A 20,273-nucleotide genomic window follows, 5' to 3' on the forward strand; every position below is an offset into this window, starting at 1 on the left:
AATCGGCTGTCTACCCTCCGGCAGGATCACTCACGCAGGGCGTGACTGTCAGGGCCGAAAAGACACAAGCCGAAGGACCAAAGACACCGTCTGGACCTCGTCTTCAGCCGTGCACGGCCGAGGACGGCATGCCGGCGCAGGTCTAGGTGACTTGCGCGGCCTGCAACAGGTTGTCGGCAACCTCTTGGTGCCAGAACTCGTTGGCGTGGGTGGTGCTGACCTCGATTTCGAAGCGATCGGTCATGTCGGGGGTGATGTCGGCGACGTCGACGTAGAACTGCTCGTACCACCGGCGGTGCTGGTAGACGGCGCCGTCTTCCTCGGTGAGCAACGGATTGTCGATGCGCGTCTTGTGTTTCCAGATCTCGACGTCTTCGAGGAAGCCCTCGCCGAAGGTGCGGCTCATCGAGGCGGCGAGTTTGGCCGCCTTGTCGGCCGGTAGCCCGGGGATCTCCTGGACGGCGACACCCCACTGCAGCACGAACGAGTTGTGGGTGACGGGGTAGTGGCAGTTGATCAACGCCACCTCGAGCGTGAAGTCCGGTGCCACGTCGTTGTGCAGCCAGTTGATCATGTAGGCGGGCCCGAAATAGGTCGCCTCGGAGCGGAGTTTGCTTCCCTCCCAGAGGTTCTCGTAATTCTTCGTGGTGTCGGGCCGGGCCTTGGACTCCATGAGTTGCGTTGCGGTGTGCCCTTCGATGATGTTCTTGAAGAAGGTCGGGTAGGCGTGGTGAATGTAGAAGAAGTGCGCCATGTCGACGTTGTTGTCGACGATCTCGCGGCAGTGTGAGCCCTCGATGAGGATCGAGTTCCACGACCAGGGTGACCAGGTCCCTTCGGCGTATCCGTCGATGGTGGGTGGGAGCAGCTCGGCAGGCGGCGAAGAGCCCTCGGGATCGTGCCAGACCAGGAGTTGGCCGTTGACCTCGCTGGTCGGCCAGCGTCGTGTCCGGGCCAGCTTCGGCGTGCGCTTGGCATAGGGCACCAGCGAGCAGCGCCCGGTGGAGCCCTGCCAGCGCCAGTCGTGGAAGGGGCAGGTGACCGAGTCGCCCTTGATGGTGCCCTGGGACAAGTCGCCGCCCATGTGTCTGCAGTAGCCGTCCAGGGCGTGCAGGTCACCGTCGGAGTCGGCGAACACCACGAGGCGGGTGCCGAACGCGTCGATCCCGTGCGGGTGCCCGTCGCGGAAGTTCTCGGCCAGACCGACGCAGTGCCACCCGCGCGCAAAGCGCGTCATGGGGGAGCCCCTATCGATGTCACGAATATCGTTGTGAACCGCGACCACGGTCTTGCCTCCTCAATCCACCGCAGACAGTTTAAGACAGCCCGATTGCCGAAACGTCGTGCAGGGGAATAACCCCGTGCAGCGGTTGAGTTCGTCCAGTGTGCCAAGCATGCTCGATTGGAGCCCTAAGGAGAATCAGGTACGAAGGCGTGGCTCTGGGATGGCGAAGCTGGTCATCGTCAGGGTGAAATCTTGAAGGACGGTTGATGCGCGATCCACTGATTTCCAGCGACCAGGGGTCGTTCCGCATCCTGACGCTGAATCGCCCGGACGCGCGAAATGCATTGAACCGGAAGTTGATTCGGTCGCTGTATACCGCACTCAAGGAGTCCGACGCCGACGAATCCGTACGGGCGGTGGTGCTCACCGGCGCGGACCCGGCGTTCTGCGCCGGTCTGGACCTCAAGGAAGCGGCGCGCGATGGAATGGACTACTTCGCCGAGTTCCAGACGAACAGCTGCATTGCCGCCGTCGCCGAGATGCGCACCCCGATCATCGGGGCGATCAACGCAGCGACCTTTACCGGCGGACTAGAGATAGCGCTTGGCTGCGACTTTCTGGTCGCCTCAGACCGCGCCGTGTTCGCCGACACACACGCCCGGGTCGGCATCCTGCCCGGTGGGGGGATGACCGCCCGCCTGCCCCAGGTGGTCGGCGCCGCGATGGCGCGCCGACTGTCCATGACTGGGGAGGTGGTCGATGCGGCCACGGCTGAGCGCATCGGGCTGGTCACCGAGGTGGTCCCGCACGACCAGTTGCTTGACCGGACTCTCGCGCTGGCCAGCCAGATTGGTGAGGTGCCCGGCCCGACGATGCTGGGGTTGAAGGAGATCTCCGTGCGGGGTGCCTCGGCCGTGATCGACCCGGCGTTGGCCGCCGAGGGCGCCATCGCCGGAGCGCACAAGGCCGACCTCGGCGGGCTCGGCAAGCGCTTCGGCGACGTCTCGGCACGCAACAGGGGCCAGATCGGCGGTAAGTCAGGCCAGTGATCCGTCGATCTCCGTGAACACGAAGCCGCCCGCCGTCTCAGACATGGTGCGGCGCACCGGGAATCCGTCGGGGACATTCATCATCGCAAGGTCCAGTGGGCCGGCGCGCAGCATGGGTGCGCTGCTGAGGTCGCGGCTCACGAAAGTTGGGTGTTCCCTGAGGCGCTGGGTGAAGGCCGGCCGCCCCACGATCCCGGTGGCTCGTTCTCGTTCGACAGTGCAGGGATGGTCAGTGGTCCTGGTTGGGTCACACCCGGTTCCTATCCGACAGTGGAGCCGATCTAAGTTGCCGAGACTACTCAGCTGCGCAAGGCCCTCGCCGTGGGTGGCGGCACCCAACTTTGCAACGCTTTGCGGCCGATCAGCTGACAGCCGTGGGTGTAGGCCAGTTGTCTTGCAGCAGAGGTGAATTCCTGGTTGCTGATGACGATGCTTCGAGTGCATCCGTGATGGCGCGCGCCCGCGACCACCTGCTGAACCGCGGCGACGCCAACTGTTTTGCCCTGGCGCTTGCACTGGATCGCCACATACTGGCCGTCCTTTTGCGCGATCAGGTCGACGCCGTAGTCGCCGACGACGGGGGTGAAGCCGACCTGCCAGCCCGCGCGTTGCATCCGCGCGGCGATGTATTCCTCGAACTCCACGCCGTGCATCGCGTCGATCTCCCGCATGCCCGCATCGGAACCTAGCCGCCACCGCGATCGGCGGTAGGCCGGCTGAATCAGACCGGCGAAAAGCAGGCCGCAAGCGGCTCCCGCTACGCCCGCCGAGACTCGGTGCGCAAAGAACCCGGCCAGCAGCCCGAAATACAGCGGGAGAATGACGAACGCCGACCTCATGCCGCTGTGCATGAGCTGATGATAGGAAACGGCGACGACAAGCTCGGCGGAATTCTTCCCCGACCCGTGCTCGACGAAGCGCCCCATCGTCATCACCGCCCGACGACGCGACATGACCCGGGGGTTGAGCAGGGTGACCAAGCGGTTCGGTCGTCCGGGCATGACGGCGCCCCGCGGGTCCGCGGTCTGCCACCGCGGATAGTTCGAAAGAGCATCGCCCTTCGAGAGTTGGGGATCGGGTCTGCTGACGGCCGTCTCCGGCAAGCAGCCTGACCAGTCGAGGTGAGGGGCGTGGCCTCCGTGAGCGGACTAAACTTCTCCGAACAACGCTGCCGGCAAAGGGGGGCATAGCGTGGCCGATGAGTTGGATGCAGATTTCTTGGCGCTGCAGGTCGGGAGCAATCACGTGCTCAATGCAATCGGCGAGGCCGCCATTGACTTGGGATGACACAAGAGTTTTTGGCCGGAGTCCGTTCAATCTTCGAACCTCTGTTGATTGCTCTCGGCTTCCAGCTGGATGATGTGGACGACGACATAGATGAATGGGGGCTTAAGGGCTCTGTTGTGTTCTTCCGCTCGAAGGATTGCAAGATCCAAATCTACGACTCGACCCGAGACGGCTCGATTAATTGCATGATTGCTTCGCTGGACGACCCAAACGTGTTCGGCCCATATGATCAGTCCGGAAAATGGCAATACCTTCCCAGGTTCGCCATTCGGCAAGGAGTTCCTCTCGAAGAGATACGAGAAACCAACTTGCCAGATTTTCCCACTACCAGCCAATTCCTTGAAGCGGTGCGTGATCGCATCGAGAAATACTTTCCCGTCGCGCACGACGGGATCCTTGAGATGGAAGGGCCGGAGTACTGGGGCTCACGCCCGTGAACGCCTGCGGCGAGTTTTCCTTTCGATCCGGGAATCATGAATTAGGGATCCGTCAGGCCTCGATGTCGGGCGCCCATCTCGGCGGGCGAACGTCCGGCCGATGCGACGACCGCGCCGCCGCCAGTGTCGCCGCGCGTTCACCGTTGACCGCGGTCAGCGGTGGCGGTTGCCCCTTGCGTAGCGTCGCGATCAGCTCGCGATAGGGACCGATGACATAGACCGTGTCGCCGGCTTCCAGCCGGGCGTCGCGGCGCGGGCGTAACCTGATCGGCCCTTCCGGTCTGATGATTGCGATGACGCGCGTTTGGGTCGACAGATCCACCATGCGCAGGCCATCGAGCTCGCTGCCCTCCGCCACCAGCATTCCGCCGACCATAAAGGAGCGCTGCCCGACCCAGAACGTGCCCAGCACATGTAAACCCATTGCCGCGCCGATGAACCAAGGTGCCGCGAGGTCGACGATCGAGCGCACGTTCTCGAAACCGAACCGCCGATTCACCGCCGTGCTCAGCGCGCGGCCCTGCACGCGCATGACGATCGGCACTTTCGTATCGGACCCTAGGATTTCCAGCAGGACGATTCCGGTCTCGATATTCCGCATGTCGTCCTGGTTCACCACCGCCACACCGCGGGCGCGCTCGACCCGCGCCGATTCCAGCGTTTGGCGCATCGTCGGATCGCCGAAGATCACCGGCACGTCGAGTTTGGCCACGGTCGACAGGTAGCGGTTGTTCTCGTCCGGCTCGATGACCAGGACGTCGTACCCGGCAGCGGTCAGGTCGCTGACGACGCGGACGCCGATCGAACCCAGCCCGACGACGACGACATGACCGCGCATGTGGCGGGCGCGCAGGAGTCCGGCGGTTTTCACAAAGCGGCGCGACAGCATCAGGTCGGCCAGGAACGCGACGAGGATCGCGGTCACGATCGCGCCGCCGAACATCAACCCGATGACGAACAGCCGCAGAGCGGGGGACTGCTGGGCGAAGCTGAATTCGCCGTAGCCGACGGTCGAAATGGTCTCCGAGGTGAAATACAGGGCGTCCAGCCACGACATCCGGGGGTTCTGGTAGGTCAGGTACACGGCGGTTGTCGACCCGAGTATCAGGAATAGGGCGAACAACAACGAAGGAACCAGCATCGGGTTGACGTCGTCGCGCATCGCGCGCAGCGCGTCGATCGCTCGTCGCACCCGGGAATGGCGGGAGCGTGTCGCGGTCGGCGGCGTCACCCGTATCCCACGGGCCTCCATTTCGTCTTTGACGCCGATCATCGAGGTCCAGTCGCCCGCATAGACACGCAGGTCCCGTCCGGGACAGGGCACCACCACGCCGGGTTCGGGCGAGTTCTTTCCGTGCACCACCGCGACGGGTGCCAGGTCGGCATAGATCTCGCGCAGGGTCGCGTCGTACGGCGCCTCGGCTCCCCAGACAACGAATTCGATTCCTGCCGTTTGGAATTGGTGCGCGTTGCGCGACAGCACTGCCTCGACAAGCGACGGTGCGGCGAGGTCGGCGACGTCCAGAATCGCGCCGGGCCCGTTGACTGCGGTCACCGCTTCGCGCAGCACGTCGTTGGCCAGACGTGCCACCACCCGAACGGTGGGACTATATTCCCTTGTCAACAAAGCGATTTCGAGGTTGACCGCGTCGTTAGGGCCGGCGCAGACGACGGCACGCGCCCGATGCACGCCGGCGCCGAGCAGGTCGGCGGCCGTGTTGATCTTGATTATCCGCGCTCCGGCGCCCCTTAGCTCCTCGGCGATCGTCTTCGACAGTGGATCGTCTCCGCTGACGATGATTTCACGATGGAACTGGAAGACTTCGCCCATACTCCGATCTTTCGTTCACTGGTCCTATGACTATCGGCCACAACGTCGGATAGTGCCACCGGAACAAAATCGGCCTCTGCCTGCGGCGCAACAGTTTCGACTCGCGCTCGTCACGCGGACGAAATAGTTGAGGCGTAAATAGAGCCATCGCACCACTGCTTTTCGCGTGAAAGACCTTGATAATGGCGGGGTCTGCTGCAGGCTGTGGTGGCGCGCGAGTACTCAGCGCGGATAGTCAAACGAAGGAGCATTGCGTGTCCGACAAGACGCCCGACGACATCTTCAAGCTCGCCAGGGACGAGCACATCGAGTATGTCGACGTCCGCTTCTGCGACCTGCCGGGCACGATGCAGCACTTCACCATTCCGATCTACGCGTTCGACGAGAACGTGTTCGAGGAAGGCTTGGCCTTCGACGGCTCATCGATTCGCGGGTTCCAATCGATCCACGAGTCCGACATGCTGTTGCTGCCCGATCCCGAGACCGCCACGATCGACCCGTTCCGGGCCGCCAAGACGCTGAACGTCAACTTCTTCGTGCACGACCCGTTCACGCTCGAGTTGTACTCGCGCGACCCGCGCAACGTCGCCCGCAAGGCGGAGAACTATCTGATCAGCTCCGGCATCGCCGACACCGCCTACTTCGGTCCGGAGGCCGAGTTCTACATTTTCGACTCGGTCAGCTTCGACTCCTGCACCAACGAATCGTTCTACAAGGTGGATGCGACATCCGGTTGGTGGAACACCGGGAAAGAGACCGAGGCGGACGGCAGCCCCAACCTCGGCTACAAAGTCCGCCCGAAGGGCGGGTATTTTCCGATCGCGCCCACCGACCACTACGTCGACTTGCGCGACGAGATTCTCACCCACCTGACCAACGCCGGCTTTTCGCTGGAAAAGGGCCATCACGAGGTGGGCAGCGGCGGCCAGGCCGAAATCAACTACAAATTCAACACGCTGCTGCATGCCGCCGACGACCACCAGATGTACAAGTACATCGTCAAACAAACCGCCCGGCAGGCCGGCAAGACCGTGACGTTCATGCCCAAGCCGCTGTTCGGTGACAACGGCTCCGGCATGCATTGCCACCAGTCATTGTGGAAGGACGGCGTCCCGCTGATGTACGACGAGGACGGGTATGCGGGGCTGTCCGACACCGCCCGCCACTACATCGGCGGCTTGCTCTACCACGCGCCGTCGCTGCTGGCGTTCACCAACCCGACGGTGAATTCCTACAAGCGTCTGGTCCCCGGGTACGAGGCCCCGATCAACCTGGTCTACAGCCAGCGCAACCGGTCGGCGTGCGTGCGTATCCCGATCACCGGCAACAACCCCAAGGCCAAGCGGTTGGAGTTCCGTTGCCCCGACTCGTCGGGCAATCCGTATCTCTCATTTGCGGCCATGTTGATGGCCGGGTTGGACGGCATCAAGAACAAGATCGAGCCGCCACCGCCGGTCGACAAGGACCTCTACGAGCTGCCGCCGGAGGAGGCCGCGGAGATCCCGCAGGCTCCCACGCAGCTGTCGGCGGTGATCGACCGTCTGGAGGAGGACAGCGAATACCTGACCCAGGGGGGCGTGTTCACCCCCGACCTCATCCAGACGTGGATCAGCTACAAACGCGACTACGAGATCGCACCGTTCGGCCTCCGACCGACGCCGTACGAGTTCGCGCTCTACTACGACGTCTGACATGTTGGGCGGGCCCACCGAACTGTACGAGGATGGGCTGGTGCGAAAGCTTCTCGTGGTTGCGAGTTTTGTTGCCGTCCTCGGCGCCGCCGCCGCCGCCCAGCCGATCTCGAGCGGCATCTGGTTCGACCTCACGTTGCCCGCTCTGCCCGCCGCCTGAGCGGGGGACTGCGCAGGGCTTATGTGCGCGGGGGTAAGCGCACCACCTCGACGAAGAAGCTATCGATCTTGCGGATCGCCTTGAAAAATTGGTCGAGGTCGACGGGCTTGGTGACGTAGGCGTTGGCGTGCAGATTGTAGCTGCGCACAATGTCCTCTTCCAGTGACGACGAGGTGAGGACAACAACGGGGATGGCGCCGAGTTCGGAATCGGCTTTGATCTGCTCGAGAAGCTGGCGCCCGCTGTACTTGGGCAGATTGAGATCCAGCAGGATCAGGTCCGGCCGCGGTGCATCGGCGAATTCACCGCGTCGATAGAGGAAGTCCAAGCCCTCCTGGCCGTCGTGGGCCACGTGCAGCCTGTTGCGGATCTTGTTTTGTTCGAAAGCTTCGCGGGTGATCAGTTCATCGCCGGCATCGTCTTCGACCAATAACACATCGATTGGTTTCGTCGCGTCCATCACTGCTGCGTTCTCCCTTCGGCACAGGGGCTGATTGCGGGTGGGAGTGAGGTGGCCACGACTTGGCGCCACGTCCTACGCGCGTGATTGGACGTAGACCTTGAACCTTAACGACCGGCTTGCCGACGCGTCGGGTAGACCCCGTCACACAATCGGGATTGGAACGATCCGAAGCGGGGTACAGACGATTCGACCGAACCAATTAGGCAGGCGCGCAATAACGAGGTTGTTCGTGTGAACGTCTCGGGGCAGCTAGGGAGGTGGCGCGCCCGGCGGGACGTTGGGATCGGGTGGTGGCTCGGGAGAGGGCGGTGGTGGCGGCGGCTGATCTTTGCAGTCGGGGAGAAAGATTATGGTGCCGCCCACCATCGTCCAGGTGATCCCGCACGCCCGCGGCGCCACGGCGGGTGGATCGGGCGCAGCCAGCAGGGCTGCCAGGACCGCCGTGGCGAAAATCGGACGGACTAGACGCGAGACGAACCTCAACGCGACCCCGGGTCGGCCATGATGTTTCTGCTTTCCTGCCTAGCTGATTGCCCGAGTCTGAGATAAGCCGCCACCGGCCGCAACTCGAGGGTGATCTTGGGGCGCCGGGGGTTAGCCTTTGTTGCTATGCCGATGGCTGTCCGTGCGGTGTCCGCGATGGTCGCGCTGTTGCTGCTCGGCATCGCGGACATTCACGACGCGAGCCGCGCCTGCGCCGAACCGCCCGGCGCCGGCGAGCAGTCGGTGGGCTGGGACACCTATCGCCGGCTGGACCGGCTGCCGTATCTGAGCGTCAACACCGAAACGGAGCAAGTGTCGAGTTTCGACCGAAGCGGCGGCGATTTCGACATCTCCACTGGCAACCAGAACGGCAGCGGTGGCTGCTTGACGCTGGGTGGGGCCGGCTGTGTGATTGCCGAGGACCACGGCGCCGGCGAGGTGGGTTCGATCTGGTTCACCCGCGACGGCGGCAACGTGCGCGCGATCGGAACCATCCGCATCGAGTTGGACGGGCAGGTGGTGCTCGACGCGCGCCTGCAATCGGTGGTCGACGGCGTCCTGGGCGCGCCTTTCGTGTGGCCGCTGGTGGCGAACTCTGCGCAGTCACCCGGAGGCGTTTACATCAAAGTGCCGATGCCCTATCGGCATTCGATGCGGATCAGTGTTGCAACGAATCTGCAGTATTACCACGTCGGCTATCGCCGGTTCGCCTCCGCCGACGGCATCGCCACTTTCTCGCCCTCCGACCCCGCGCTCGACGTGATCGACACGCTGCGCGCCGCTGGTACCGCCGACCCCAAACCGACGCAACGCGCTGCGGCACATGGCAAACGGGATGTCGACCTTGCCGCCGACACCGGACAGACGATCGCCGAGTGGGCCGGGCCGGGGGCAATCTCGGCGGTTCACCTGCGGCTGCCGGCGCCGGCGGACCGACTAATGGCCGGGCTGCGGCTGCAGATCGAGTTCGACGGCCAGACCATGGTCGACTCCCCCCTCGGGGAGTTCTTCGGCGCGGGGCTGGGCGCCGAAAGTGTGCGGTCGCTGATGTTCGCCACCATCCCACAGCCGGATGGGTCGGTAGCGTTATCCGCTTGGTGGCCAATGCCATTCGCACGGTCAGCGCGCGTCACCCTGGTCAACACCACCGGCGATGCCGCGTCGGGGATCGACAGCGCCGTGCTGATCGCCCCCGACGCGCAGTGGGCGAGTGCGTTGGCCAGCGGCCGCGCCGGCTACTTCACCGCCCGCTCGCACGCCGGTCCGACGACCCTCGGTCAGGATTGGTCGTTCGCCGATGAACGCGGCCACGGCAAGTTCATGGGCGTCAGCCACACCATTCGCGGTTCCCGGACGAAAACGGCGTTCAGCGACGACGCCCCTTACTTTCTCGAGGGAGCCGAACGCGTGTACACAGACGGATCCGCCTCGCCCCAGTGGTATGGCACCGGCACCGAGGACTTCTACGAGGGCGGCTGGTATTTCAAGAACGGCACCCGCTTCAGCGATCCCCTCAACGGCCAACCCGACCAACGCACCGCGGCCGGCGGATGCGCGGACTACTGTGTCACCGTCTATCGGCTGACGCTCGCCGAGTCCGTCTCGTACCATTCCGCCCTTCGATTCGGTATCGAGCACGGAAAGCGCAGCATGGTCCAACCCGATTACAGCTCAACGGCATTCCTCTACACCCAACCGAACGACACCGAGAAATTCGGCGACGACGTCAGCCCGAGCGATCCGATCAGCCGGGTAGTCCACGGCTACGGCGACGACGCGGCCACCGACCAACTGTTGATCAGCCAGTACGAGGGCACCGAGGACATGCAGACCATCGCCGCGCTGGTCCGCATCACCCAGGCGCCGATCACGTTTCGCGTCCACATCGACCCGGGCAACCACGGAGTCGTGGTCCGCCGCTCGTCGGACCAAGCAACCGGCTATCAATCTGCCGATGTGCTGGTCGACGGCATACCGGCCGGGAATTGGCTTGAGCCGCGCAGCAATAACGCGCACCGCTGGCTCGACGACACCTACCTCGTGCCTGAATCCCTTACCGCGGGAAAGTCCGTCATCACGTTCACGCTGACACCCACGCCCGAATCGCCGCCCTGGACCGCAAGCCGCTACCGCGTCGACGCGGTGACGGGCCCGGCCGCCTAGCGGTCAGAACCCGGCGACCAGGGCGTTGTTCTCCGGGCAGTACGCCCGGACAGAAATGCCGACGTACGCATTGGCGCTGTCACTGAGCGCCGGGTTGCTCGCGCGGAAGGCGTCGGCCTCCTGCTGCACCGTCACCCCGCGCCCGATGTCCTGGCACACCATCTTGCCGTTGTAGATCGCGGCTTCCGGATTGGCGAACGAGATGCCCCGGTCGTTGAGGGCCTGGACGTACTTGTTGTCCTGATCCGGGGTGGACGCGATCGAGGGCGGAGCGGATGAGCCGGTCGTCGGCGCGCCTCGGTTCGGTTTCGGCCGCGCGGTGGGCGGTTGCGCCGCGGACTTACTCGTCGTCTGCGAGCCCCCCGATTGGTCGGGCGCGGTCAACAGCCAACTCGTCAAAACGATCGCACCCGCCAGCACTACACCCCCCGTGACCAGCGCACCGGCCCTGCCCCACGTCGAACTCCAGGACCGCCGAATGGCTCCCGGCTCGCTGCTGCGGGTCTCGTCGGCTCCCTCGTCGTTGCTTGACCAGGCAAGGCCGACCGACTCGGTGGGCGTGGAATTGGGCACGGCGGCCGTCTCGTCGACGTCCTGCGCGGCGGTCTCGTCACCGCCCTGGACCGGCTCGGACATGAGGGCCATGGTAGCCACCGCTCGCACGGGCGGCTCGGCACGCATCGCGCGAACGGCCGCCCGCTATTGAACTCATCGCCCATGAACTCCTAGGCTGCGGCCATGCCGATCGACCGTGCCGCGCTCGTCGCGGGCAGCATCCGACTAGCCTCCGGGGTCCACTTCCTCGTCGATCCCCTCGGCGCGAACCGACTTTGGGGCGACCCATCAGAGCCGACGCCGACCGCACGTCTGCTGCTGCGGTCGATGGGTTATCGCGACGCGCTCATCGGTTTGCTGCTCGCCGGGTCGGCCGTGCGCGGCAAAAACACCCGCGGCTGGTTCCTGGCGTCCGCCGGCGCCGATGCGTCCGACCTGCTCGGCGGGCTCAGCGTGCACGGCGAGCTCCGCCGCTCACAGCAGCTGATCGGCCTTGGCGGTGCCGTGATCGGCATCGTGGTGGGGCTGTGGGGCGCAGCGCGGCCGGGACCCAAGGTGGTGGAGGCCCCGGCGGATTAGCCGCCACGCTTACCGGACGCTAGCCGCGTGCACCGCAGACCAGTAGTCGTCTTCCCGCTTGGTCAGTTCATTCGACGTAATCGCGCCAAAATAAGCGGCGTCGTGAGCGAATCGCGCGGGCGCGTCGGGCAGCGCGTCGGGACCCTCGAGCCGAAAGCAGCTCGGTGCCAACGGACCGAACAGTAGTGCGCGGTGCAGCCGCGGCCAGCTGTCCAGGCGCGGCTCGACGCCGGCGGCGCGGGCGAAGGTGATAGCGGCGAGGTTCATCCGCGTCTTCTGCGGGGCGCCCCGGTTGGCGCGATAGACATCGATCGCCGACCGCTGATCATGATCGCTGGGCGGCGCGACGGCCCCGCCCCAGGTGTAGGCGATCCAGCGGGCCTGAAGTTCCAGCGGCACAAAGTATCCGCCCGACTGATCCCACATCCCCACGAATGCCAGGCCCGGAAGATCAGGGTGAAACGTATAGCGGTCGGCGTCCATATGCACCGCGTCGAGGTCGAGGGTGGCTCGGATGTCGGCGCTCAGAAAGGGCAAAGACAACCCGAATCCGGTGCCGAACACGATCCCGTCAAACTCCTCGACGTGCCCGTCGCCAAACGTCACGGTCGGGCCGGCGACCGATGTCAGCCACGGCCGCACCGTGATTCGGCCCTCGGCCACCAGCGGAAGGTACTGTTGACTGAGCGTGACACCGGCGGTGAACAAGGACGGGTCGGGCGCCGGTGCGCCATATTGCTCGGGGCTGCCCGCGGCCTCGAGCACGATCTCTTTGAGCTGCCGGTCGATTTCGGTGGGCGCAAGCGATTCATTTGCCAGCGCTCCGTACCGCGTGTAGATCCGCTGGTCGGAGGGAACCCCTGCGGCGAACTTCGGCACCACGTAGCGTTGCCGCCGCTGGGTCACGACGACGCGTGCGGCACCCAATTCGGCTAATTCCGAGGCGATCTCGAGAGCACTGACCGCGCAACCGGCGACCAGCACCCGCTTGTCGCGATAGGCAAGCCCGTCGCGATAGTGGTATGTGGAAATGGCGCCGGCCGATCCGGAGAACGTATCGATCCCGGCAACGACGGGGATAGCGGGAGCATGGAACCGGCCGCTTGCCACCACGATTCGATCGAAGCTCTCCGTTGCAGCGCCGTGCACCACCCGCCACCGTGACCCGTCGCGTTCGATCAGCTCGACCTGGGTGCCGAACCGGATGCGCGAGGCCAGACCGAACATGTCGGCGTAGCGGTGCAGATACTCCAGCACCTGGCGATTGGAGAGGTAGACGTGGTCGATCTCGTGCTCGAGGTCGCTGAACGCCGAAACGGTGCGGCTGCTGTTGGCATGCATGCGGGGCCACACGCCGCTGAGCCCTTCCAGGCCTGCCCACTGCCCGCCGAGCATCGGTCCCTGCTCGAGGATGGTCGGCTCGAAGCCCTGCGACAGCAGCCAACGCGCGGTAACCAGCCCGCCCGGGCCGGCCCCGATCACGGCGACACTCTGAGTCATCCCCGACACTGTCGCATACGACGTCGATGCGGTTGACTGGTGCTGCCGGGCCAGCTCGAAGAGCTGCGCGCGGCAGCCGCGCCTGACGTGCCGGTGATCAATATCAATATGGGTGAGCTGACCGCGAAAGCCGTTGCGGGCTATGGCGATATCGGTGTCGACCACGCCTTGGTGGAGCTGCCGACCGAGCTGCGTGACCCGACGCTCAAACGGCTGGACAAGCTGCGGGCAAAGTTCGCGAGGTCGGCGTAAGGCTAAGTGCCGCAGAACGTTCGATAGTCGCCGAAGTCCTTCGGCGCGGGCTCGGCGTAGCGATCGAGGCCCGGCCGCCGATCGTATGGAGCGGTGACGGCGGCGAGCAATTGTCGCGCCGGATGCAGATCGCCGGCCGTCGCGGACGTCAGGGCCTCCTCGACCAGGTGATTGCGGGGGATGTAGATCGGGTTGGCGCGATCCATCGACGCGGCGTCGGGGCCCAAGGCCCGCCAGCGCGACAGCCAGGCGTCGAAGCCGGCGAGGCCGGCGAACAACCCACGCGCCGGTTCGGCGTCGCCCCGGGCCGCCTCGCCGAGATGACGGAAAAACGACGTGTAGTCGACGCGGCCTCGTGTGAGCAGCCCCAACAACTCGTCGACCAACGACGCCAGCACTTGCGCGTGGACGTCGGCGGGTAACCCGAGCTTGGCGCGCATGCCGGACGACCACGTGGCCTCGTACTCGGTGCGGAACGCGCCGAAAGAGCCCTCGGCGAGCGCGATTCCCTCCTCGATGGTGTCGGCAAGCAGCGGAAGCAGCGTTTCGGCGAACCGGGCCAGATTCCACCCGGCGACGGCCGGCTGGTTGCCGAAGGCGTAGCGCCCCCAGTGATCGATCGAGCTGAAGACCGTCTCGGGGCTATAGGTGTCCATAAAAGCGCACGGGCCGTAGTCGATGGTTTCGCCGGAAACCGTCATGTTGTCGGTGTTCATCACTCCGTGGGTGAATCCGATCAACATCCAGCGGGCGATCAGAGACGCCTGCGCGGCGGCGACCGCTTCAAACAGCGCGAGGTAGGGGCGTTCGGCCTGTGCCGCCTCCGGGTGGTGACGGGCGATCGCGTGGTCGGCGAGGCGGCGCAGCAGGTCGATGTCGCCGTCCAGGGCCGCGTACTGGAAGGTGCCTACCCGCAGGTGGCTGCTCGCGACGCGCACGAGCAGGGCGCCGGGCAGCACGGCTTCTCGACGCACCGGCCGCCCGGTGGCCACCACGGCCAACGATCTCGTCGTCGGAACGCCTAACGCGTGCATTGCCTCGCTGACGAGGTATTCGCGCAGCATCGGACCCACCGCGGCCAGTCCGTCACCGCCGCGGGCGAACGGCGTCGGACCCGAACCCTTGAGGGCGATGTCGCGCACCCGCCCGTGGTGGTCGGCGAGCTCGCCCAGCAGCAATGCGCGCCCGTCGCCCAACCGCGGGACGAGACCACCGAATTGGTGCCCGGCATAGGCCTGGGCTACCGGTGCGGCGCCGGCGGGAACCAGATCGCCCACCAGAAACCGCAGCCCATTGGGGCTTTGTAGCCAGGCAGCGTCCAGGCCGAGCCCGGTGGCCAGCGACTCGTTGAGAATCAGCAGGCGCGGGGCGGGCGGAGTCTCCGCTCGCCAAGGGACGCCCAGCTCGGGCAACTCGCGCGCGAAGCGATCGTCCAGGACGACGCCTATCTCGGGTGCAACGCTCACATCATCCAGAGTACGGAGAGTCAGTTCCTAGCCGAAGGCTTTGCGGAGGGCGTCGCGAGCGCGGTCGAACACCAACGCGAATGGCCCCACCGCGAAATTCAGCTTCGCCGATTCCACACCCGGATGTGGGTGGGTTGGAGCAATAGCCTCCGCGGCTCGCACCGCTGTCGCCAGCCGCTTGAGTTCGGCAACATCGAGTTCGACTTTTAAATAAGGGAATTCGTCGATCTCTTCACTTTCAGCGTGGTTCAGGACCGCTTCCCGCAGGTTGGTCAGCTGGTCGATGAATTCTTGGGAACTGACGTCGAGCTTCTCGATCTGAGCCAGCAGTTCCTTGGCTTCGCGCTCTTCTTTCAAACGAGCGTCGACGATCGCCTCGCCGGCTTGGGCCTCGCGGCGAACGCGCGGATGCACGATCATCTCCTCGGCCGTCTCGTGTGCCGCAAGGAGTTCACGCAACGCGGCGAACGGCTTTGCGCGGGCGTCGGGTTCCGACGCGAGTAGCACCTCGTCGAACATGTCCTCGATCAAATTGTGCTGGGCTTTGAGGAACGTGACGACTTCGTCGGGCGATTCGATCATCATCTCGGCCACGGCGATACCTCCGGATACGGGCTTCAGTGCGGGCGTGGGCGTTGCGCCATCAGGCGTTTTGTACCCAGGTCCAGCCGAGGTAAACGCGTCAGCGCGCTGACCAGGACAGTTGCGCCGATCGATGGATGCCAAAACCCCGCTAGAGCTGGCCGGGCGGAGAGTAGGCTGCCCGGTTGACATGAGTGACCGCGAAGTGATCCTGCCCCGGCAACTGACGGATATCAGCGCCGAGGTCCGCGATGTTCCGCCGCCGCCGATCCCGCAACTGCCCGAGCCGTACCATCTGCGTGTCGCCGATCCGGAGGCCGACGCGGAGTTGATCAGCGAGTGGATGAACCGACCACACCTGGCCGAATCGTGGGAGTACCCGTGGCCGCCGGAGCGCTGGCGCCGCTATCTGCGTGCACAACTCGAGAGCGGCTTTTCCCGGCCCCTCGTCGCCGGCCTGGATGGAGTGGATCGCGGTTACATCGAAATCTACCGGGCGGCAAAGGATTCCATTGCTGCACGGTATGAATACGACTCCTACGATCTGGGCTTGCACGTTGCGGTCGCCGATTTGGAATATCTGAGACAGGGACATGTCCGATTTCTGCTGCCGCACTTGGTACTGAGCATGCTGACGCTCGATCCGCAATGCCGCCGGATCATGTTCGATCCCGACCACCGCAATACCTTGGCGCGCAGGTTTTGTGAGAGCGGTGGTTGCGTATTCCTCGGTGAACACGACATGTCGAATCGGCGGATGGCGCTGTACGCGTTGTCCCGCACACCCGAAGATGTGCCCCGCCCTCGTCAAGGTTGAACGGTTCGCGGGGACAAGGGAGTAGCCATGTGGGCTCGGCTGGTGGTGGCGCCGTGGCGGGTGCGCTGGCTGTAGGAATGCGTCGGTCATCGCCCTCGTGTTGATCGCAATCTGATCGGCGTCAGTAGTCGTGATCCGCGAGCGTGATGTCGCCGAGCCGCCGGGACTCGTCGAGTGACAGCGCGGCAGGAACCATCTCGCTGGTCACCAGCCCGTGGTGGGTCGTCACCTCATCGACGATATCGAAGCTGCGCGCAATCGAGTCCGGTGTGTCGACGACGATGGTGGTCACCGGGAGCCGGCGCGCGACTTGAAAAACCCTGTCGCCGTGCGGTTTATGATCTCCGTTGAATCCCCAGATGCCGCGCAGCGCCGTTGCTCCGCGGGCCGTCCCCGACCGCAACAATCGCTGGATCAGCGCGCGATGAATCGGCAGCCCGTCATGGGTGACGCCCTCGTCGGTGTAGACCATCAGCTTTTGCCACAGGGTGCGTCCGTGGTCATCGGTCTGCGGCAGCGGCTGTGGCCGCGCGAATAGTTCACCATCGCGTTTGCACACGCGCACCCGTTCCACGGTCAGCAGCGGATTCCGCGTTAAGTCGGCCAATTCCGTTGTGGCGGAAGAAACTTGCGCCGTCGAGCCGACGGCGATGATCATCATCGGAACGTTGACGTTACGGCCGAAGAACTTGGCGCGGTAACGCGCGCCATGCGCCGTGCCGTCCACACCGAGCAGCACGATGGCGCCGGCGAATCCGAGCCGGTGCAGCAGCTGGCACACCGTGTAGTACGCGGCCTTCCCGGCGATTCTTTCCTGGCGGCCCACATAGACCGTGAGCTTGGCGGCGTCGCCGTTGTGGCCGTCGATGTTGGTCACTGCGTCGTTCCGGGTGAGCAGCCGCGCCCGCTCAATCGTCACCAGCCCCCGGCCGGTCATGGCGGCCACTTCGTCGACGAGCGAACGGATCTTCGGCTCCACGTCCACCGCCGCGATCGCCACCGCCGGGTCCTCGGACAGGCTCAGCGAGACGTCGGTGCGCAGTTCGTGGCTGGACCCGAAGCTGGCGATTCCGCGAAGCATCACGCTGGTCGCTACGCCGTTGCCACCGAACACATCGAACATCGCGTCGGCGAGAAACCGAGCGTCGTCGCCGACCACGCGTTGGCGTTCGCCGAAGTACGCGGTCAATTTCAAACACGGCTGATTCATAGCTGCTCCGCCAGCCACTGCCCCAGCAGCGCCGCGCTCATTCCCAGCACGACGGAGACGACGATATTGGCCATCTCAGCCCAGGTGCGGCGCTCCTCGCCGAGCCGCTGTGTCTCCAGCATCCAGGTGGAGAAGGTGGTGTAGGCGCCGACGAAGGCGGTGCCGGCCAGCAGCGCCGCGTCCTTGCTCAACGCCAGCCCGCCGAGGAATCCCAGCAGGGCGGCGCCGCTGACGTTCACCACCAGCGTGCCGTAGGGGAACGGTCGGCCCACGCGGCGGGTCACCGTGCGGTCCACCAGGAAACGCGTCACCGAGCCGACGCCGCCGATGAGTACGACGCCGGTCCAGACCAAAACCGTGGTCATGAGCGCACTCTCGTCCGGCGCACCAGCGTGGTCGCCACGTGCACGGCCAGCAACCCCACCACGATGCTGGTTGCCGCGTAACCCGCGGCCAAGGCCCAGTGGCTGTGCTGGATCATCTTGAGCGTCTCGACCTGCATCGTGGAGAAGGTGGTTAAGCCACCGCAGAATCCGGTGCCGAGCAGGGGGCGCCGATAGCTCGACAGCGGTAGCCGCTCCAGCAATCGTGTGGTGAAGTAGCCCACCAGAAACGCGCCCGCGATGTTGACGACGAACGTCGGCCACGGCCAGCTCGACGGGTCGGCATTGCCCAGTGTGCTCAGGGCGGCACGAGCCAGCGCGCCCAGCGCTCCGCCGGCGAAAATCGCGGCGTACTCGCGGTAGTCGTGCTGTGCCACCGGGCTGGTTCCCTTCGCCGTGCGAATGCTGCGCCTTGCAGCGTAGAGCCAAGACTTACCAGTGGGTGAACGCGGGAAGTACCCCCGAAGACCGATGCGGCGTGCCGGGGCGGACACAGGCAGAATTGACAGCCATGGCCCACCCGCGTGCCGGTCAACCGGCCCTGCCCGAAGACCTTGTCGATCTGCCGCATCTGATCACGACCTACTACTCGATCCAGTCCGACCCCGATGACGTCGCCCAGCAGGTGGCCTTCGGCACGTCCGGCCACCGGGGCTCGGCGCTGGACGGAGCTTTCAACGAAGCCCACATCCTCGCGATCACCCAGGCCATCGTCGAATACCGTGCGACGCAGGGCACCACGGGGCCGTTGTTCATCGGCCGCGACACCCACGGCCTCTCCGAGCCGGCCTGGGTATCGGCACTGGAGGTGCTGGCCGCCAACGACGTCGTCGCGATCGTCGACTCGGCGGACCGGTACACACCGACGCCCGCGGTCAGTCACGCGATCCTGACCTACAACCGCGGCCGCAGCGACGCACTGGCCGACGGGATCGTGGTAACGCCGTCGCACAACCCGCCCCGCGATGGTGGTTTCAAGTACAACCCGCCAAACGGCGGTCCGGCTGATACCGATGCCACGAACGCGATTGCCAAGCGCGCCAACGAAATTCTGCGTACCGGTTCGGGGGTCAAGCGGGTGCCGTTCGCCCGCGCCATCAAGACCGCGGAGCGTCACGACTACCTGCACGCCTACATCGACGACCTACCCAACGTCGTCGACGTCGACGTGATTCGCAAGGCCGGCATAAGGATCGGCGCCGACCCGCTCGGCGGGGCCAGCGTCGACTACTGGGCCGCGATCGGCGAACGCCACAACCTGGAGCTGACCGTCGTCAATCCGTTGGTCGACGCGACGTGGCGGTTCATGACACTCGACCACGACGGCAAGATCCGCATGGATTGCAGCTCGCCGAACGCGATGGCTGGGCTGATTGCCAACCGCGACCACTTCCAGATCGCCACCGGCAACGACGCCGACTCCGACCGGCACGGCATCGTCACCCCCGACGCGGGCTTGTTGAACCCCAATCACTATCTCGCGGCGGCCATCGACTACCTCTACACCCATCGGCCGTCCTGGCCGGCGGGCATCGCGGTCGGCAAGACGGCGGTCAGTTCCTCGATCATCGACCGGGTGGTCGCCGGTATCGACCGCAAGCTCGTCGAGGTGCCGGTCGGGTTCAAGTGGTTCGTCGACGGCCTCATCGGCGGCACCATCGGCTTCGGCGGGGAGGAGTCAGCGGGGGCGTCGTTCCTGCGGCGCGACGGATCGGTGTGGACCACCGACAAGGACGGCATCATCCTGGCGCTGCTCGCCTCCGAGATCCTGGCCGTCACGGGTGCCACGCCGTCGCAGCGCTATCAGGAACTGGCCGACAAATACGGCACGCCGTTTTATGCCCGCGTCGATGCGCCCGCGGACCGCGACCAAAAGGCCCGGCTGGCGAAGCTGTCACCCGATGAGGTGACCGCGACCGAGCTGGCCGGAGAGCCGATCACCGCCAAGTTGACTGCTGCGCCGGGCAACGGCGCACCGTTGGGCGGACTGAAAGTCACGACGGCCAATGCATGGTTTGCCGCGCGACCATCCGGCACCGAGGACGTCTACAAGATTTATGCGGAATCTTTCAACGGGCCAGAGCATTTAGCGGAGGTCCAAGAAAGTGCGCGCGAGGTGGTTAATAAAGTCATTGGGTGA

The 20,273-nt window shown here is 65.1% G+C and carries 19 protein-coding genes and 1 pseudogene; 8 read left to right on the top strand and 12 right to left on the bottom strand.

Translation table 11 applies throughout. The features are described from left to right. Positions 1-142: 142 nt before the first annotated feature. Entirely contained in the window at positions 143-1,237 is a 1,095-nt protein-coding gene (locus MSG_RS06985) for a Rieske 2Fe-2S domain-containing protein (RefSeq protein WP_096438253.1), read from the bottom strand. A gap of 254 nt (positions 1,238-1,491) precedes the next feature. Here MSG_RS06985 and MSG_RS06990 point away from each other — a divergent pair, with 254 nt between their 5' ends. Beyond that, positions 1,492-2,274: an enoyl-CoA hydratase gene (locus MSG_RS06990; RefSeq protein WP_096438255.1), complete on the top strand. Its 783-nt coding sequence runs from the start codon at positions 1,492-1,494 to the stop codon at positions 2,272-2,274. Positions 2,275-2,280: 6 nt separating this feature from the next. Here the strand turns inward: MSG_RS06990 and MSG_RS06995 are convergent. Further along, positions 2,281-2,490: pseudogene (locus tag MSG_RS06995) on the bottom strand (class I adenylate-forming enzyme family protein); the annotation flags it as partial. Between the two features lie 83 nt (positions 2,491-2,573). Then, a complete protein-coding gene (locus tag MSG_RS07000; RefSeq protein WP_232011184.1) occupies positions 2,574-3,275 on the bottom strand; it encodes a restriction endonuclease in 702 nt (233 codons plus the stop codon). Positions 3,276-3,557: 282 nt separating this feature from the next. Here MSG_RS07000 and MSG_RS07005 point away from each other — a divergent pair, with 282 nt between their 5' ends. Continuing rightward, the gene (locus MSG_RS07005; protein WP_096438257.1) at positions 3,558-3,998 is read left to right on the top strand and encodes a hypothetical protein; all 441 of its coding nucleotides are present in this window, start codon (positions 3,558-3,560) and stop codon (positions 3,996-3,998) included. A gap of 52 nt (positions 3,999-4,050) precedes the next feature. Here MSG_RS07005 and MSG_RS07010 read toward each other — a convergent pair whose 3' ends face one another. After that, complete coding sequence (locus tag MSG_RS07010; RefSeq protein ID WP_096438259.1) at positions 4,051-5,829, bottom strand: NAD-binding protein; 1,779 nt, start codon at positions 5,827-5,829, stop codon at positions 4,051-4,053. A gap of 254 nt (positions 5,830-6,083) precedes the next feature. Between MSG_RS07010 and glnA the strand changes: the two genes are divergently transcribed. After that, positions 6,084-7,520 carry a type I glutamate--ammonia ligase gene (gene glnA, locus MSG_RS07015; protein WP_096438261.1) on the top strand — a complete coding sequence of 479 codons (1,437 nt, stop codon included), beginning with the start codon at positions 6,084-6,086 and terminating at the stop codon, positions 7,518-7,520. A 179-nt stretch (positions 7,521-7,699) separates the two neighbouring features. Here the strand turns inward: glnA and MSG_RS07020 are convergent, their stop codons facing one another. Continuing rightward, positions 7,700-8,140, bottom strand: coding sequence for a response regulator (locus MSG_RS07020; RefSeq protein WP_096438263.1), 441 nt, complete (start codon positions 8,138-8,140; stop codon positions 7,700-7,702). Positions 8,141-8,782: 642 nt separating this feature from the next. Here MSG_RS07020 and MSG_RS07025 point away from each other — a divergent pair. Further along, a complete protein-coding gene (locus MSG_RS07025) occupies positions 8,783-10,789 on the top strand; it encodes a glycoside hydrolase family 172 protein (protein ID WP_232011248.1) in 2,007 nt (668 codons plus the stop codon). 3 nt (positions 10,790-10,792) lie between these two features. On the opposite strand, the gene MSG_RS07030 is transcribed toward MSG_RS07025, so the two are convergent. After that, positions 10,793-11,425 carry a DUF732 domain-containing protein gene (locus tag MSG_RS07030; RefSeq protein ID WP_232011185.1) on the bottom strand — a complete coding sequence of 211 codons (633 nt, stop codon included), beginning with the start codon at positions 11,423-11,425 and terminating at the stop codon, positions 10,793-10,795. A gap of 102 nt (positions 11,426-11,527) precedes the next feature. On the opposite strand from MSG_RS07030, the gene MSG_RS07035 reads away from it, so the two are divergent. Continuing rightward, positions 11,528-11,923, top strand: coding sequence for a DUF4267 domain-containing protein (locus MSG_RS07035; RefSeq protein WP_096438267.1), 396 nt, complete (start codon positions 11,528-11,530; stop codon positions 11,921-11,923). Positions 11,924-11,932: 9 nt separating this feature from the next. Here the strand turns inward: MSG_RS07035 and MSG_RS07040 are convergent, their stop codons facing one another. Next, positions 11,933-13,423 carry a flavin-containing monooxygenase gene (locus MSG_RS07040; RefSeq protein ID WP_096438269.1) on the bottom strand — a complete coding sequence of 497 codons (1,491 nt, stop codon included), beginning with the start codon at positions 13,421-13,423 and terminating at the stop codon, positions 11,933-11,935. Between the two features lie 39 nt (positions 13,424-13,462). On the opposite strand from MSG_RS07040, the gene MSG_RS07045 reads away from it, so the two are divergent. Beyond that, on the top strand, positions 13,463-13,675 hold the full coding sequence (locus MSG_RS07045) for a hypothetical protein (protein ID WP_096438271.1): 213 nt from the start codon (positions 13,463-13,465) through the stop codon (positions 13,673-13,675). Between the two features lie 2 nt (positions 13,676-13,677). On the opposite strand, the gene MSG_RS07050 is transcribed toward MSG_RS07045, so the two are convergent. Together MSG_RS07050 and MSG_RS07055 are read right to left on the bottom strand one after the other, a co-directional pair. Continuing rightward, positions 13,678-15,141 carry a protein adenylyltransferase SelO gene (locus tag MSG_RS07050; protein WP_096438273.1) on the bottom strand — a complete coding sequence of 488 codons (1,464 nt, stop codon included), beginning with the start codon at positions 15,139-15,141 and terminating at the stop codon, positions 13,678-13,680. Positions 15,142-15,168: 27 nt separating this feature from the next. Then, positions 15,169-15,735 (bottom strand): hemerythrin domain-containing protein, encoded by a 567-nt coding sequence (locus tag MSG_RS07055; protein WP_096438275.1) that lies wholly within the window; start codon positions 15,733-15,735, stop codon positions 15,169-15,171. 178 nt (positions 15,736-15,913) lie between these two features. On the opposite strand from MSG_RS07055, the gene MSG_RS07060 reads away from it, so the two are divergent. Next, entirely contained in the window at positions 15,914-16,540 is a 627-nt protein-coding gene (locus MSG_RS07060; RefSeq protein WP_096438277.1) for a GNAT family N-acetyltransferase, read from the top strand. A 121-nt stretch (positions 16,541-16,661) separates the two neighbouring features. Here MSG_RS07060 and MSG_RS07065 read toward each other — a convergent pair whose 3' ends face one another. From MSG_RS07065 to crcB (MSG_RS07075), 3 genes are read right to left on the bottom strand one after another with little or no spacing between them, the layout of a single operon-like run. Further along, the gene (locus tag MSG_RS07065; protein WP_096438279.1) at positions 16,662-17,750 is read right to left on the bottom strand and encodes a DUF190 domain-containing protein; all 1,089 of its coding nucleotides are present in this window, start codon (positions 17,748-17,750) and stop codon (positions 16,662-16,664) included. Beyond that, positions 17,747-18,115, bottom strand: coding sequence for a fluoride efflux transporter CrcB (gene crcB, locus MSG_RS07070; RefSeq protein WP_096438281.1), 369 nt, complete (start codon positions 18,113-18,115; stop codon positions 17,747-17,749). Before crcB (MSG_RS07070) ends, MSG_RS07065 begins: the two co-directional genes overlap by 4 nt. Then, positions 18,112-18,510, bottom strand: a complete 399-nt coding sequence (gene crcB, locus MSG_RS07075) for a fluoride efflux transporter CrcB (RefSeq protein ID WP_096438283.1) — start codon at positions 18,508-18,510, stop codon at positions 18,112-18,114. Before crcB (MSG_RS07075) ends, crcB (MSG_RS07070) begins: the two co-directional genes overlap by 4 nt. A 134-nt stretch (positions 18,511-18,644) precedes the next feature. Between crcB (MSG_RS07075) and pgm the strand changes: the two genes are divergently transcribed. Further along, positions 18,645-20,273, top strand: coding sequence for a phosphoglucomutase (alpha-D-glucose-1,6-bisphosphate-dependent) (gene pgm / locus MSG_RS07080; RefSeq protein WP_096438285.1), 1,629 nt, complete (start codon positions 18,645-18,647; stop codon positions 20,271-20,273).

Origin of the sequence: Mycobacterium shigaense, from assembly GCF_002356315.1 — a bacterium.
Classification (GTDB): domain Bacteria; phylum Actinomycetota; class Actinomycetes; order Mycobacteriales; family Mycobacteriaceae; genus Mycobacterium; species Mycobacterium shigaense.

Excerpts from the sequence above, each read along its gene's own strand:
- MSG_RS06985 (WP_096438253.1), bottom strand. The coding sequence starts at position 1,237 with ATGACGCGCTTTGCGCGCGGGTGGCACTGCGTCGGTCTGGCCGAGAAC.
- MSG_RS06990 (WP_096438255.1), top strand. The coding sequence starts at position 1,492 with ATGCGCGATCCACTGATTTCCAGCGACCAGGGGTCGTTCCGCATCCTG.
- MSG_RS07000 (WP_232011184.1), bottom strand. The coding sequence starts at position 3,275 with ATGCCCGGACGACCGAACCGCTTGGTCACCCTGCTCAACCCCCGGGTC.
- MSG_RS07005 (WP_096438257.1), top strand. The coding sequence starts at position 3,558 with ATGACACAAGAGTTTTTGGCCGGAGTCCGTTCAATCTTCGAACCTCTG.
- MSG_RS07010 (WP_096438259.1), bottom strand. The coding sequence starts at position 5,829 with ATGGGCGAAGTCTTCCAGTTCCATCGTGAAATCATCGTCAGCGGAGAC.
- MSG_RS07020 (WP_096438263.1), bottom strand. The coding sequence starts at position 8,140 with ATGGACGCGACGAAACCAATCGATGTGTTATTGGTCGAAGACGATGCC.
- MSG_RS07025 (WP_232011248.1), top strand. The coding sequence starts at position 8,783 with ATGGTCGCGCTGTTGCTGCTCGGCATCGCGGACATTCACGACGCGAGC.
- MSG_RS07030 (WP_232011185.1), bottom strand. The coding sequence starts at position 11,425 with ATGTCCGAGCCGGTCCAGGGCGGTGACGAGACCGCCGCGCAGGACGTC.
- MSG_RS07035 (WP_096438267.1), top strand. The coding sequence starts at position 11,528 with ATGCCGATCGACCGTGCCGCGCTCGTCGCGGGCAGCATCCGACTAGCC.
- MSG_RS07040 (WP_096438269.1), bottom strand. The coding sequence starts at position 13,423 with ATGACTCAGAGTGTCGCCGTGATCGGGGCCGGCCCGGGCGGGCTGGTT.
- MSG_RS07060 (WP_096438277.1), top strand. The coding sequence starts at position 15,914 with ATGAGTGACCGCGAAGTGATCCTGCCCCGGCAACTGACGGATATCAGC.
- MSG_RS07065 (WP_096438279.1), bottom strand. The coding sequence starts at position 17,750 with ATGAATCAGCCGTGTTTGAAATTGACCGCGTACTTCGGCGAACGCCAA.
- crcB (WP_096438281.1), bottom strand. The coding sequence starts at position 18,115 with ATGACCACGGTTTTGGTCTGGACCGGCGTCGTACTCATCGGCGGCGTC.
- pgm (WP_096438285.1), top strand. The coding sequence starts at position 18,645 with ATGGCCCACCCGCGTGCCGGTCAACCGGCCCTGCCCGAAGACCTTGTC.